This is a genomic window from Nonomuraea sp. NPDC049750, assembly GCF_040659625.1.
In the GTDB taxonomy this organism is placed as follows: domain Bacteria; phylum Actinomycetota; class Actinomycetes; order Streptosporangiales; family Streptosporangiaceae; genus Nonomuraea.
Genome location: NZ_JBFANB010000004.1, coordinates 292,561 through 306,683 on the forward strand (window position 1 = coordinate 292,561; position 14,123 = coordinate 306,683).

General features: G+C 70.3%; 13 protein-coding genes. All 13 read right to left on the reverse strand.

All coding sequences use genetic code 11. From position 1 onward, the window contains the following. Positions 1-53 precede the first annotated feature (53 nt). The 13 genes from AB0J16_RS13210 to AB0J16_RS13270 all read right to left on the reverse strand — a co-directional run bounded on the left by AB0J16_RS13210 (position 54) and on the right by AB0J16_RS13270 (position 14,020). Positions 54-650 carry a hypothetical protein gene (locus AB0J16_RS13210; RefSeq protein ID WP_358538107.1) on the reverse strand — a complete coding sequence of 199 codons (597 nt, stop codon included), beginning with the start codon at positions 648-650 and terminating at the stop codon, positions 54-56. After that, positions 647-1,462 (reverse strand): hypothetical protein, encoded by an 816-nt coding sequence (locus tag AB0J16_RS13215; protein WP_358538109.1) that lies wholly within the window; start codon positions 1,460-1,462, stop codon positions 647-649. Before AB0J16_RS13215 ends, AB0J16_RS13210 begins: the two co-directional genes overlap by 4 nt. After that, on the reverse strand, positions 1,462-2,166 hold the full coding sequence (locus tag AB0J16_RS13220; protein ID WP_358538111.1) for a VIT1/CCC1 transporter family protein: 705 nt from the start codon (positions 2,164-2,166) through the stop codon (positions 1,462-1,464). The genes AB0J16_RS13215 and AB0J16_RS13220 overlap by 1 nt, the downstream gene beginning before the upstream one ends. Continuing rightward, positions 2,163-3,383 (reverse strand): prolipoprotein diacylglyceryl transferase, encoded by a 1,221-nt coding sequence (gene lgt / locus AB0J16_RS13225; RefSeq protein WP_358538113.1) that lies wholly within the window; start codon positions 3,381-3,383, stop codon positions 2,163-2,165. The genes AB0J16_RS13220 and lgt overlap by 4 nt, the downstream gene beginning before the upstream one ends. A gap of 26 nt (positions 3,384-3,409) precedes the next feature. Then, positions 3,410-4,162, reverse strand: a complete 753-nt coding sequence (locus AB0J16_RS13230) for a thioredoxin domain-containing protein (protein ID WP_358538115.1) — start codon at positions 4,160-4,162, stop codon at positions 3,410-3,412. After that, positions 4,159-4,644, reverse strand: coding sequence for a MauE/DoxX family redox-associated membrane protein (locus AB0J16_RS13235; protein ID WP_358538117.1), 486 nt, complete (start codon positions 4,642-4,644; stop codon positions 4,159-4,161). The genes AB0J16_RS13230 and AB0J16_RS13235 overlap by 4 nt, the downstream gene beginning before the upstream one ends. A gap of 338 nt (positions 4,645-4,982) precedes the next feature. After that, complete coding sequence (locus tag AB0J16_RS13240) at positions 4,983-8,987, reverse strand: endo-alpha-N-acetylgalactosaminidase family protein (RefSeq protein ID WP_358538119.1); 4,005 nt, start codon at positions 8,985-8,987, stop codon at positions 4,983-4,985. Positions 8,988-9,126: 139 nt separating this feature from the next. Next, positions 9,127-9,927: a tryptophan synthase subunit alpha gene (gene trpA, locus AB0J16_RS13245; RefSeq protein ID WP_357945518.1), complete on the reverse strand. Its 801-nt coding sequence runs from the start codon at positions 9,925-9,927 to the stop codon at positions 9,127-9,129. A 112-nt stretch (positions 9,928-10,039) separates the two neighbouring features. Then, complete coding sequence (gene trpB / locus AB0J16_RS13250) at positions 10,040-11,245, reverse strand: tryptophan synthase subunit beta (RefSeq protein WP_358538839.1); 1,206 nt, start codon at positions 11,243-11,245, stop codon at positions 10,040-10,042. Positions 11,246-11,283: 38 nt separating this feature from the next. Further along, positions 11,284-12,123 carry an indole-3-glycerol phosphate synthase TrpC gene (trpC, locus tag AB0J16_RS13255; RefSeq protein ID WP_225291735.1) on the reverse strand — a complete coding sequence of 280 codons (840 nt, stop codon included), beginning with the start codon at positions 12,121-12,123 and terminating at the stop codon, positions 11,284-11,286. 119 nt (positions 12,124-12,242) lie between these two features. Next, positions 12,243-12,674 carry a DUF2752 domain-containing protein gene (locus AB0J16_RS13260; RefSeq protein WP_357945515.1) on the reverse strand — a complete coding sequence of 144 codons (432 nt, stop codon included), beginning with the start codon at positions 12,672-12,674 and terminating at the stop codon, positions 12,243-12,245. Then, entirely contained in the window at positions 12,674-13,330 is a 657-nt protein-coding gene (locus tag AB0J16_RS13265) for a CD225/dispanin family protein (protein ID WP_358538123.1), read from the reverse strand. Before AB0J16_RS13265 ends, AB0J16_RS13260 begins: the two co-directional genes overlap by 1 nt. Before the next feature lie 117 nt (positions 13,331-13,447). After that, positions 13,448-14,020: a DUF4190 domain-containing protein gene (locus AB0J16_RS13270; RefSeq protein ID WP_358538125.1), complete on the reverse strand. Its 573-nt coding sequence runs from the start codon at positions 14,018-14,020 to the stop codon at positions 13,448-13,450. Positions 14,021-14,123 lie beyond the last annotated feature (103 nt).

Consider the following 14,123-nt stretch of genomic DNA (forward strand, 5'->3'; position numbering starts at 1 on the left):
GCCCGCGAGCGCATGAGGCCATCGGCCCCGTCGATGCCGGGCCCATGGGCGCGTCAGGTCGCGTCGACCACGCGCTTCTGGATGATGTGCCCGAGCCCGTCGAGGGCCACGAGCTGCGACACCAGGTCCCCCGTTTCCCCTGGCCGCACCGGCCCCACCCACGCGACGGTGACGTAATGGCCGAGCGCCCTGGCCTGCGCGCGGCTGCGTACGGCGTCGAAGGGGACCATCTGCCGGACGAACCCGTCCTTGGCCAGCGCCTTCACCAGCGCGTCGGCCGCCCGCCCGTCGGTGAGGTTGAAGATGACGAACTGCCCCGCCCCCAAGTCGCCCGTGTACGTGGCCCGCAGCGCCTGCGTGCAGCCCGCCGCCGAGACGCCCCAAAGGGCGTCGTCGCAGTCCGCGAGCTGCTCGGCCGAGACGCGACGCAACCCGCCGAGCGTCGCCGTGGCGGGGGCGAACACCTCGTCCACGGTCAGCGGAGCCGCGTCGCGCTGCCGGGAGTCGATGAGGGAGTAGAGCGCCGAGGTCGGCTCGCCCCGGAAGGCGGACGGCCGGGCCTCGGGCCGAAGGAACAACAGCCAGCCCGCGACGGCGAGCACCGCCACCAGGGCGATGCCCAGCGGGATCATGACGCGGGCGCGCATCATGACGCCGGCCCGGTGACCGAGACGACCCGGCGGTAGACGGACTTCTCGGCCCCTCGGAGCGTCAGCGAGAGCGAGACGAAGTCGTCCTTGGGCGTCGGGGCGGCGCCGTCGGCCCGGCCGATCCAGACCAGCCCGACGTAGTGGCCCAAGGCGTAGCCCCCTCCCTCGGTGTGAGCTCCCGGCGGGAAGGCGGTCTTGCCGGAGCCGACCGGGCTCGTCCAGCCGCCCCGGTAGAGCGTCTTGAGCGATTCGACCAGCTCACTGGCGGCCTTGCCGTCGCGCAGGTTGAGCAGGGTGTACTGGCCCACGTAGCGGCCGTCCGGGGTGGTGTAGACACCACGGGCCGCCTGGCTGCACTCGGCGCCGGCGACCAGGTCGAGGAGTTCGGGGCCCCAGACGGCGGCCGAGCAGTCGGTGTCGAGCTTGCTGCCGGCCAGCTTGAGAGTGAGTTTCTTCTCACCGGTGAGCGTCTTCTGCCCGAAGACCTCCTTCTCGGTGAGCGGCGTACGGTCCTTGGCCCGGTCGGCGATCGGATCGAACAGCTTGGGCGAGGCCCAGCTGTGGTAGGTCTCCGGCAGCGCCGCGTCGGCCTGCACGATGGCGGCGCCGCGGCGCTGTTCGGGGGTGTACTGGCCCAGCGAGTTGACGAAGGCGACCAGGGCGAACGCCGCGGCCAGCACCCCCACCGCCGACACGATGATCACCAGGAGCTTCTGCTTCTTGGGGTCCATCCCCAGGTCGGTGAGCAGGGGGAACTGCCAGTCGGAGCGCGCGGGGCGCCGCCGCTTGCGGGTCGCCGTTCTGGAGGCCATCACAGCCCACCCGCCCCGATCAGGTTGCCCAGCCCGAATGTGAGCCCGGCCGCCACCACGCCGACGATCAGCTGCCGCAGCCCGGAGTACAGCCAGGAACGCGCGGTCACCGTGGAGACCAGCGCCCCCGCCCCGAACAGCGCCAGGCACGAGATGACCGCCGACACCCACAGGCTCGTCACGCCGATCAGGTACGGCAGGAGCGGCAGGAGCGCGCCCACGCTGAAGGACAGGAACGACGAGCCCGCGGCCACCTTGGGCGAGGGCAGGTCGTGCAGGTCGACGCCGAGCTCGCTCTGGGTGTGGACCTCCAGGGCCTCGGCGGGGTTCTCGGAGATCTGCCTGGCCACCTCGGCGGCCAGGTCCGGCGCCACGCCTCTGGCGATGAATACCTGGGCGAGCTCTTCCTGCTCGGCCTCGGGGTGGCGTTCGAGCTCACGGCGCTCGACGGCGATCTCGGCCAGGGCCAGCTCGCGCTGGCTGGCCACCGAGACGTATTCGCCACCGGCCATCGAGAAGGCACCCGCCGCCAGGCCCGCGATGCCCGCCAGGGCGATGACCTTGGTGTCGCCGGTGCCGCCCGCGACACCGGCGATGAGCGCGAAGTTGGACACCAGGCCGTCCATCGCGCCGAACACCGACGGCCGCAGCCAGCCGCCGGTGACGTCACGGTGCTGGTGGTGCTGCTCCGCGCCCCCGCTCATCTGGAGTTCTTCTCCTGCTGAACGACCTCGGGGGTCTCTCCCTGCTTCGCGGTCGCGTCGCCCTCGCTGGCGTCGCCCTCGCTGGCGTCGCCCTCGCTGGCGGACTCCTCAGGTACGGACTCCTCGCGTACCGACTCCTCGCGTACGGACTCCTCGCGTACGGGCTCCTCCTTCGGCGCGACGTCCTCAGCGACCGCCGCGGGGTCCGGAGCATCCGCACGTACGACCTCAGGATCCGGGGTGTCATCCGGCGCCTTGTCCGCTTCCCCGGCCTCTGAAGCGGCCTCTGAAGCGGCCTCTGAATCAGCAGCGGCGTCGCCCGCCGAGTCGGCCTGGTCGACCCCGTGAGCCGGATCCGGGCCGCTCGCAGCGGCCGCCCGCACGTCGGCCGGGAGGATGAACTCCTCGCTGTCCTTGTTGCGGGTCAGCCAGAAGTAGGCCAGCGCCCCGATGAACACCACGATCGACGTCCACTGGTTCAGCCGAAGTCCCAGGAGCGTCACCGCGTGGTCCACCCCGCCGACGGGGTCGATCCGCAGCCCCTCGATCCAGAACCGCCCCAGCGTGTAGCCGGCGACATAGAGGGCGAACAGCCGCCCATGGTGCAGCGCGAACCGCTTGCCCGCCCAGAGCAGGGCGAAGCCCAGCAGGACATCCCAGATCGACTCGTACAGGAACGTCGGGTGGTAGAGCACCCCCGGCTCGCCCCCGTGCAGCTGGTCGATCTCCAGCCCCCACGGCAGCGTGGTCGGCCCGCCGTACAGCTCCTGGTTGAACCAGTTGCCCCAGCGGCCGATCGCCTGCGCGAAGATGATGCCGGGCGCCACCGTGTCGGCCACCGCGCTGAGGGACAGGCCGCGCCTCCGGCAGGCCAGCCAGACGCCGACGCCGCCGAGCGCGACCGCGCCCCAGATGCCCAGCCCGCCTTCCCAGATGAACAGGGCCTGGTAGGGCTTCTTGATCGCGCGGTCGCCGAAGTAGGTCTGCCAGTCGGTGATGACGTGGTAGAGGCGTCCGCCGATGAGGCCGAAGATCACCGCGGGGACGGAGATGTCGATGATCGTGCCCGCCTGGCCGCCGCGGGCGCGCCAGCGGCGCTCGCTCAGCCAGACGGCGAAGATGACGCCGAGCACGATGCACAGGGCATAGGCCCGGATCGGCACGAATCCGAGATACCAGACCCCTTGAGAAGGGCTGGGAATCGAGGCAAGGGGCATGTCAGGTGAGGGTAGCGGAAGCGGGACTACTTGGCCGCCTTCGTGACCGCATCGCGAAGATCCTTTGGCGCGAAGACGACCTTGTTGTCCAGGGCCGTACCGTTGAGCTTGACGGTCGGCGTGCCGCCCAGCTTCTGCTCCTTCATGACCTTGGCGCTGTAGTCGAGCTGGGCCTGCACGTTCTTCTGGCCGGTGATGCAGGTGTCGATGCCCGCCCCCGTGGCCCCGGCCTGCTTGGCCCAGTCCACCATCTGGTCGGTCTTGAAGCCCTCGACCGTCTCACTGGGCTGGTTCTTGTAGAGCAGGTCGTGGAAGGCGATCCATTGCTTGCCGTCGCTCAGGCAGCGGGCGGCGGCACCGGCCCGCAGGGAGTTGGACTTCGTCGGATCGGTACTGAAGATCGTGATGGGGTGGTAGACGACCTTGGCCTTGCCCTCGGCCGCGAGGTTCCTGAACGTGCTGCCGCTCACCTCTTCCATCTGCTTGCAGGCGGGACACTGGAAGTCCTCGAAGATGTCGACGACGGGCTTGGTGACACCGCTCTGGGCCATGGTGACCGAACCGTCGGGGTTCACCGTGGTCGGCGGAAGCTGGCCGCCGGCCTGCTCCGCCTGCGAGGTGCTGGCGGCGTACCAGACGCCGAGCCCGACCGCCGCCACCGCGACCACGCTCACGGTCACGTAGGTGACGGCTTTTCTGCGCCGCTCCCGCACGCGGTCGGCGGCCTGCTGCGCCTTGATCTTCTCCCGCGCGGACTTCGCACGGTCCCCCTTGCTCATTGGTCGATCCCCTCTTGTTCATCGTGTACGCGCTCGCCGCCCGCCAACCCGAGCGCCGAGTCGAGCGCGAAACGTCCCGGTGGGAAGCGCACGATCCAGGCGCCGAGCACCACGAGACCGAAGTCGCGCAGAATGTCGAGCAGGTAGGCCGGCTGCTCCCCCGCCCCGAGCTGTCCGCCGCCCCCGAAGCAGCCGCAGTCGATCCGCAGGCCGTGCGCCCACGCCCAGGCGATGCCGAAGACGAAGGCGAACATGAGCAGCCCACCGATCACCCCGGCCACCCTGGTCAGCAGCCCGACGACCAGCAGCACCCCGACCACGATCTCCAGGATCGGCAGGCCGTAGCCCACGGTCGTGGCGAGCGAGTCGGGCAGCAGCTCGTAAGCCTTGACCGCCACGACGGAGTCGGACGGGTTGCCGATCTTCAGCCACCCGGCCACGATCAGCACCCCGCCCAGGACCAGCCGGGCAACGGTCGTCACCCAGAGTACCGCCGTCCGAGCGTTAAGTGACTGTTTCGACGCGACCACGGATAGGGCTCCTCTTTCTCTGCGCTGGAAAGCGCACAGTATCGGGAACCCATCTGACCACGCCCGGGATAAGACTCGGTTAAGAGGGTTTTCCCGCGCACGGGCCGTACGCGCTGCTCACGGCGTCGCGGCGAGCGACCACGACTCACCGCCCGCCAACCGCGAACGAACCCGACCGACCGCTAACGGCAAAAGCCGCAGAGGCCCCAGACGAACCTGACCGACCCCTACCCGCCGACGAACCCGACACGCCGCTGACCGCAGAGACCGCCGACGAACTCGTCAGACCGCTAGCCGCAGGCGAACTTGGCGGCGCCCCAGTCCGCGTGGTCGTTGCCGTTGCCGTCGCCGCCGTCGCCCGCCACGAGGTCCACGTACCGGGCCCCGGTGAGGTCGGCGGTCAGCTCGTAGGCCGGATCGGCGGCCCGCAGCACCGGGCTGTGTGCCTTGACCGCCCCGTCGACGACCACGCTGTACTCCACGGACCCCCTGGTGGCCTGGACGTCGTCCACGCCGACGGAGGCTGTGAAGGCCGTACACCGGCCGCCGAGGTAGAAACGGACGTCGGCGGGCGCGTGCGTGCCCAGCCCCTTGGTGAACGTCTGGCCGCCGATCACGATCGGCGTGCCGTCGGCCGCGCCGAGATCGCCGTTGGACCGGTCACGCTCGACCGGCCCCCAGCCGTTGGCCGCGCTGACCCACTCCAGGTCGCTCGCCCAAGCCTCCGCCGTGGGTGGCGGCGGCAGCGTCCGTACGGTCGTCACCGCGCCGATCGACTTGGCGGCTCCCGCCGCGGTGTAGGCGGCGTCGGCCTTCAGCTCGTAGGTGTCATAGGGCGCGTCCGCAGGAGGTGTCACCTTCCAGGTGGTCACCAGCTTGCCGCCAGGCTCCACGGTGCGGGACTCCACAGTGCCGGTCTCCACTGAGCCGGACTTCACAGCGCCGGACTTCACAGCGCCGGACTTCACAGCGCCGGACTTCACAGCGCCGGCCCCGGTGGCGGTCCAGCCCTCGGGTACGGTCAGCGTCACCTTGACGTCCTGGGCCGCCACGTCCTCCAGGTTGACGAACGTGGTGGTGACCTCGGAGGCCGCGCCCTGCTCGAACGCGGGCGTCGCGGGCACCACGTCCAGCGACGCGCACGCCTGGGCCTCGGGGTCCTCCCCCAGGTCCTTGACGGCGAAGTCGTCGAGGACGAAATCGGCCCCGGCCTGCTCGGGCAGCAGCGAGCGGAGCCCGACCCAGACGTCGCCGCAGCCCGCGACCACCCGCTCGGCGAACCTGCCCGTGCTCCGCCGCTCCGGCACCGGCGTCCGCCGGGTCTCCACGCTGGAGGTGCCCTTGTCGTAGCCGGTCACCCAGGCGTAGGCGTCCGCCAGGGCGCTCTGGTAGCCGAAAGACACCTCGTAGGCGTGTCCCGGCTCGAACCGCACGGTCTGCGGCACGGTCCGGTAGACCAGCCCCTGCCGCTCCTCGTGCGCCTTGAGCGACCAGTCGCCGCTGATCACGTCGTCTACGGTCTTGCCGTTCCAGCCGGCCTGCGTGTACGGCTCGTGCCGCTCCGACAGATGCGTACGCGCGTCGAACGCGCCACCGGCGTCACCCTTGACGAACGGGCCCCACCCCGGCTCGGCGGACTCGAACGTCTCGGTCCCACCCGCCGGATCGCTCCGGATGAGCCGTACATCGTCCACCCGCACCGTCGCCGCGCCGGCGGCGGCCGTGATCCGCAGCGTGACGGAGTCGCGCGGCGCGGTGAAGGCGACCTTGACGCGCTGGAAGTAGGTGTCGTGCTTCTCGTCGGAGGCGATGTAGTTCTTGGCGGTCGAGCGCTGGATCGTCGCCTTCCGGCCACCGGCCTCCAGCGTGGTCTGCCTGGCCTGTCCGGGTTCGACCTCGACGAACGCCGAGGCGGTGTAGGTGCGGCCGGGCTGGAGGCCGGTCAGCCGCTGCTCCAGCCGGGCCTGCGGACCGCCGCCGAGCAGGGCCACGCGCTGGCCGCGCTCGTTCTTCTGGACGCTCACCGGGCCGGTGACCCGCCAGTCGCGCAGTCCGTCGCCGTTGAAGCCGGGATCGCGGACGCCGCTCCCCTCGCCCCAGCGGGGCTCTGCCTGGGCGGGCGCCCGGCCGGGGTAGAGCACGTACGGCACACCCGCCTCGGCCCGCAGGGTGATCTTGCCATCGGCCGGAGTGGCGACGCCCACCCGGACCCGGCCCTGGTCGGTGAGCTTGTAGACGGTCATCGGCCGGGCGGCGTCCCAGGTGGTGGTGCCGCCGGCCGGGTTGTAGTGGTAGAACTTGCCCGCCCACGGCAGCAGGTACGTCGTGCCGTCGAGCACCTTGTGACCGCCTGCGAACAGCTGGCGCCGGCCGTCCACCACCTTGCCGCGTACGCCTCCGGTGAAGGCGATTTCGTCGGGGTTCCAGTCGGTGATCTGGTAGTGCTGCAGGAACTTGGCCGGCAGGTTGTGTTCCCAGATGTTGCGGTAGAAGGCGGTGAAGTCGTTCTGCGCGGTCCAGCCCTCGAACTCGACGATGCGGGCGTTGCCCAGGATGGGGTGGGCGTTCCAGACGTCCTTCTCGCCGTTGCGGATGAACCGGATGATCTGCGAGTTCAGGCCCTTGTTGGTGGCTCCGCCGTAGTTGAGGTCGTTGGCCCAGTGCGACCACAGCGACGAGCGCTCCAGCTTGTCGGACCATTCGGTGGCCACCTGCCAGCCCTGCCCGCGCAGCTCGGTGAGCAGGCGGTCGGCCACCCAGCCGTGCGGGCGGTAGACGTCCACGTACAGGAGGGCCAGGTTCCTGTCGGTCTCGGCGCGCAGGCGCTGGAGCCGCTTGGCGAGGGTTCCTCTGGTCAGGTCGCCGCGCTGGTCGATCAGGTACGACTGGTCGAGCCAGTTCCAGCCCTTGGTGTCCTTGTTGACGAGCTGCTCGCTGAAGCTCTTCGCCTCGGGGTAGGACTCGGTGGCGTTGACGTGCACGCCGAACGTCGCGTTCCAGTCCTTGCCGGTTTTGAGCAGCGTGTTGAGGTCGGCCAGGCCGCCGGCGCGCTTGTTGTAGTCGCCGCCGTAGTCGGGGTGGGCCGAGTCGTGGCCCTCCGACTGGTACCCCTTGAGCAGGGCCAGCTGGCCCAGGCCGTCGGTGGCCAGCGAGATCCGCTTGACGTCGTCGAGGGTGCGCAGGAACGGGTGGGTGGCCTGGCTGGAGAAGTTGAACGGGATGTGCGCGATCACCCGGTCCTTGGTCCGGTCCGCGCCGGGCGCCTTGACGCCGATGCTCCTGAACGCGACGGCGCCGTCCTGCCAGTCGAGGCCGCCGTCGCCGTTGGCGTCGGGGGTGACCACGACCTTGGCCCACGGCAGGTCCTCGGTGAAGGGCGCTCCGGTGCCCCGGTAGGTCCACTGACCGCTCCACACGCCGACCCTGATCCGGCCGCCGTCCTCCTGCCTGGCCTGGTGCCAGAAGCGGGCCGCGTCCTTGTCGGTGACGCCTGAGGGGCGGTCGTAGGTGGAGTTCGACTCGACCGCGGCGGCCAGGGCGCCGGTGTTGACGATGGCGTACGAGGCGCCGATCGGGGCGGCGTCGGGCGCCGTCCCCGGAGTGACGGCGGAGAAGACGTCGGCCGTACGGGTGGAGTTGGGGTCGAGCCTGGTGAACGCGGTCGCGGCGCCCGGCTGGTCACTGCTCACCGACACCAGATCGTGTCCTGGCAGGTCGATGGTGTTGACCCGGAACGCCTCGGTGTCGGAGACCGCGTCGATCGCGAAGGTCGTCACCCGGTCCTTGACGCGGATGCTGGCGTCCAGCGTGACGCCCGCCTCGAAGGTCAGCCGGTAGCGGGCGGACGCGCCGTCGGTGCCGCGCAGCGCGACCGTGGCCTCGTACGGTGTGCCGTTCAGCACCACGCCGGGCACGGCGGTGCTGCCGTCGAGTACGGCGCCGCTCGCCTTGTCGGTGTAGCGCAGGATCCTCGGGAAGGCCGGGTCGAGGTCGACGGTCAGCTGCCCGGAGGAGATCCTGACGGGCTCGGCCACAGTGGTGGGCTCGGGGGCCAGGTTCTGCTGCGTGGGGGTCGGGGGCGTGGGGCCGGTGGTCGGCTGGTCGGGCGAGGACAGCTCGTAGGTGGGCGTCGGCTCCGGGTCGGGTTCCGGGGTGGGCTCCACACCTCGCGCGGAAGCCGCGGTGCCTTGTGCGGGAGTCTCCGGTACGCGCGTGGCCTGTGCGGGGGCGGCCAGGGCGACGCCCGATAAGACCAGGAGGGCGGCGGCTACGAGGGTAACGGGACTCCGACGCATATATGTCCTTTCACAGGCATGCGTCGTACTGCGTGGGGCCCCGATACCAACAACCCGCCACCGCAACACGCGCCATGGACCGACGCCAGAAATACTGACACTTGTCCAGTTGCGAGTCGCGGTATTTGACAGAAAACGGTTAGGCGCGGGAGCGGACGCCCGCCGCCATCTCCCGGGCCAGCACGCCGATCGACTCACGGCCGGCCGCCTCGTCGGGCGCGTCGAGCATCCGGCGGATGAACGCCGAGCCCACGATGACGCCGTCGGCGTAGCCGGCCACCTCGGCCGCCTGCTTGCCGGTGCCGACGCCCAGTCCCACGCACACGGGCAGCGCGGTGTGCGCGCGGGTGCGCTTGACCAGGTCCTCGGCCGCCACGTTGACGGTCTCCCTGGCGCCCGTGACGCCCATCAGCGAGGCCGCGTAGACGAACCCGGTGCAGCAGTCGACCACGGCCTTGATGCGCGCCTCGGTGGAACTGGGCGCCACCAGGAACACCGTGTCGATGCCCGCCGCGGCCGAGGCCGCCCGCCACGGCTCCGACTCCTCCGGCGTCAAGTCGGGCGTGATCGTGCCGACGCCGCCCGCGGCGGCCAGGTCACGTGCGAACCGCTCGGCGCCGTAGCGGTCGATCGGGTTCCAGTACGTCATGACCAGCGTCGCCGCGCCGGTGGCGGCGACTCCCTCGACCGTGCGCAGGACGTCGGCGATCCGGGTGCCGTTGACCAGCGACCGGTGCACGGCGTCCTGGATGGTCGGCCCGTCCATCAGCGGGTCGGAGTAGGGCAGCCCGATCTCGATCACGTCGCAGCCGGCCTCGACCAGGGCGGCGGCCGCGGTGATGGCGCCTTCCTTGGACGGGAAGCCCGCGGGCAGGTAGCCGACCAGTGCGGCCCGGTTCTCCGCCTTCGCCGTGGCGAAAACCGTCTGAAGAGTAGTCATGATCGTCCGTTCTCAGTGGTCAGGGGCCGCATCGCCGCCGTCCTTGCCATGGTGCCATCGGCCGCGGTGCTCGGGCATCTTCCAGAGCCGGTGCGGCGCGAACCCTGGGCCGTCAGAGGTTGAAGTACTTCATCGCCGTGCCCATGTCCTTGTCGCCGCGCCCCGAGAGGTTGACCAGGATGGTCGACTCGGGACCCAGCTCACGACCGAGCTCCAGCGCGCCCGCCAGGGCGTGTGACGACTCGATGGCCGGGATGATGCCCTCAGTCCTGGCCAGCAGCGAGAACGCGGCCATCGCCGCGTCGTCGGTCACACCGTGGTAGACCGCCCGCCCGGTGTCCTTGAGCCAGGCGTGCTCGGGCCCGACGCCCGGGTAGTCGAGACCGGCCGAGATCGAGTGCGACTCGATCGTCTGGCCCTCCTCGTCCTGCAGGACGTAGGTGCGCGAGCCGTGCAGCACGCCGACGGAGCCGGCGGTGAGCGTGAGCGCGTGCTCGCCGCTCTCCAGCCCGTGGCCGGCGGCCTCGTAGCCGTGCAGCTGGACGCCCTCGTCACCGATGAAGGCGTGGAAGATGCCGATCGCGTTGCTGCCGCCGCCGACGCAGGCGGCGACCGCGTCGGGCAGCCGGCCGGTCAGCTCCAGCATCTGGCGGCGGGCCTCGACGCCGATGATGCGCGCGAAGTCGCGCACGATCTCGGGGAACGGGTGGGGGCCGGCGATGGTGCCGAACAGATAGTGGGTCGTGTCGACATTGGTGACCCAGTCGCGGAACGCCTCGTTGATGGCGTCCTTCAGCGTCTGGGAGCCGTTGGTCACCGGCACCACCGTGGCGCCGAGCAGCTTCATCCTGGCCACGTTGAGCGCCTGGCGCTCGCAGTCGACCTGGCCCATGTAGATGACGCACTCCAGGCCGAGCAGGGCCGCCGCGGTGGCGGTGGCCACGCCGTGCTGGCCCGCGCCGGTCTCGGCGATCACTCGCTTCTTGCCGAGCCGCTTGGTCAGCAGCGCCTGGCCGAGCACGTTGTTGATCTTGTGAGCGCCGGTGTGCGTGAGGTCCTCGCGCTTGAGGATGATCCGCGCGCCGCCGGCGTGCTCGGCGAAGCGCGGCACCTCGGTCAGCGTGGTCGGCCTGCCCGCGTACGTGCGCAGCAGGTGATCGAACTCGCGCAGGAACTCGGCGTCGTTCTTGGCCTTCTCGTAGACCGCGGCGACCTCGTCGAGGGCCGGGATGAGCGCCTCGGGAACGTAGCGCCCACCGAAGATGCCGAACTTGCCGTGCACGTCGGGGTCGTTGCCGTAGGCGCCGTTACCTGCCAGGTCGGCGGCGGTGAGAATGGTGCCGTCGTTTGCCACTGCTATCCCTCTGCTCCGTGGTCGGGGCGCGTCGCGGGGTGGGCGCCGGCGGTCACCAGCGCCTCCACGGCCTTGCGTGGATCCTTGCCGGTGACCAGGCTCTCGCCCACCAGGACGGCGTCGGCGCCGACCCGTGCGTAGGCGAGCAGGTCATGCGGACCCCGCACGCCCGACTCCGCGATCTTGATCACATTATCGGGGACCTTCGGCGCCAGCTTGGCGAACACGTCGCGGTCGACCTCGAGTGTCTTCAGATTGCGGGCGTTGATCCCGATGATCCGGGCGCCGGCCGCTACCGCCCGCTCCAGCTCCTCCTCGGTGTGCACCTCGACCAGCGGGGTGAGCCCGATGGACTCGGCCCGCTCGATCAGCGACACCAGGGCCTCCTGCTCCAGGCAGACCACCATCAGCAGCGCCAGGTCGGCGCCGTGGGCCCTGGCCTCCCACAGCTGGTAGGAGGTGAGGATGAAGTCCTTGCGCAGGATCGGGATGTCGACGCGGGCACGGACAGCGGCCAGGTCTTCGAGGCTGCCGCCGAACTTGCGCCGTTCGGTCAGCACACTGATGACGTGGGCGCCGCCCGCCTCGTAGTCGGCGGCCAGCGCGGCCGGGTCGGCGATGGCGGCCAGCGCGCCCTTGGACGGGCTGGAGCGCTTCACCTCGGCGATCACCGAGATCCGGTCGCCGCCGAGCGCGGCGAGCGCGTCTTTGGGCCCCGAAGCCCGCTCGGCCCGCTGCTTGAGCTCGTCAAGCGACACGGCCTGCTGACGGGTGGCGAGGTCGGCGCGCACCCCGTCGAGGATGTCGTCGAGGACGCTCGGCCCTTCGGTCCGCTCACTCACGCGCTTGGGATCCCTCCGGTCGGCAGTTGGGGGCGGCAGAGAGTTCGCATCGCGTCCGCTCCCGGCCTGTCTTGCGATGGTATCGGCCCCGACGTGGTCACCTCACCACAGGCCCCCGACTACGGCGCGAGAAACGCCCCGAATGGCAGGTTTCGGACCACCCAGTACACCAGCACTATGCCGAGAAACGCCCAAAGCCAAGCTGGATGCGCGAGTGTCGTCCGCCGGGGCTTGCCCTGCCAGGCGCGGACCAGCCAGCGCCCCCACCAGAACAGCAGAAACGGGATCATCGCCATGGCGAGCGGGTTGAGGCCGAGCGCGGTCACCGGGTCGAGGTGGGCCAGCGCGTGGATGGTGCGCAACGTACCGCAGCCCGGACAGTAGAGGCCGGTGGCCCACAGGAACGGGCAGGTCGGATAGTGGCCCGGCTGGTTGGGGTCGATCGTGCCGACGACCGCGAACACCGCCCCCGCCGCGGCGGCGACGCCGAGCGGCGCGAGCACGGACCGGAGCCGGTCGGTGCCGCGCCGCTCGAAGTTCGCGATGTCCATCAGTAACCGGACGGGGCGTTCGCGGCGACGATCACGAAGAGCAGGATGTAGCCGATGACGATGAGGATGTTGATGATCGCGCCGAAGATCAGCGCGCGCTTCCACCACGTCTTGGCTTCTTCCGAGGACTGCATCGCGCCCTGGTAGTCACCGGCCTGCCACTTCGAGTTCACCTGCGACGACTTGACAATCGACACGATCCCGAAGGGAAGGCAGCAGAACAGCGTCGTGAGGATGGCCGCGACCAGGTGGTTGTCCGGCGGGCTCTGCGGCGCGCCGTAACCGCCGGGCTGACCGTAACCGCCACCGGGGGGCGGGCCGTAGCCGGGAGGCTGGGCACCGTAGCCGCCACCGCTCGGGGGCTGCTGACCATAGCCACCCCCGCTGGGCGGCTGCTGACCGTAACCGCCACCACCACTCGGGGGCTGCTGACCGTAGCCACCGCCGCCGCTGGGCGGCTGCTGACCATAGCCACCGCCACTGGGCGGCTGCTGACCGTAACCGCCACCTCCGCTGGGCGGCTGCTGACCGTAACCGCCACCTCCGCTGGGCGGCTGCTGACCGTAACCGCCACCTCCGCTGGGCGGCTGCTGACCGTAGCCGCCGCCGGGCGGCTGGGCGCCGTAACCGCCGTCGCCCTGGTTTCCGTAGCTCATGCTGATGACTCCTCAATCTGTGGCGCGTTGCGCGCGGCAGCCTAGCGACAAACCACTATCGACGTGGAATAACGTCCACGTTGCGGACAATTTGTAACCGACTGGATGCCCTGCGGGTCAGTAGTTTCCAGTCGTGGTGGCGGTCGCGAGCCCCACGAAGGTCAGCCAAATACCGCCGAACACGAGCCAGAGAATCGCCCAGAGCACGATCGTGATGTACGAGGTGATCAGGCCGCCCATGGCCATGCCCTGGCCCTCTTCGCCGGTGCGCTTGATGCGGTTGAGGGCGATGTGACCGACGATGGCACCGGGGATGCTGGTCAGGCCGCAGAACAGCAGCCCGACGATGCCCAGGACGAGCGAGGCGACGGCCAGGCCGCTGGTGTTCCTCTGCGGGGCCCCGTACGCGCCGTAGCCAGGTTGCCCGTAGGCGCCCGGCGACTGCTGACCGTACGCATATTCGCCGGACGGCTGCTGGCCGTAGCCGTAGTCGCCGGACGGCTGCTGGCCGTAATAGCCGCTCGGGGGCTGCTGACCGTAACCCGGAGACTGACCGTAGCCCGGGGATTGGCCGTAGCCCGGAGACTGCCCGTAGGCCGGAGGCTGGCTCTGGCCCGGAGGCTGTCCGTAGCCTCCGCCGGGCGGCTGTGCGCCGTAACCCCCGCTGTTGCCCTGATCCCCGTAGCTCATGCCACTGGCACCTCATCCCCTCTTGGCCCGTTGCAGAGGCAGCTTATTGACGAAACGCGCGCCGGTCCGGCAACGGTTCAGACCGTGGACTTTTTGTGATGAG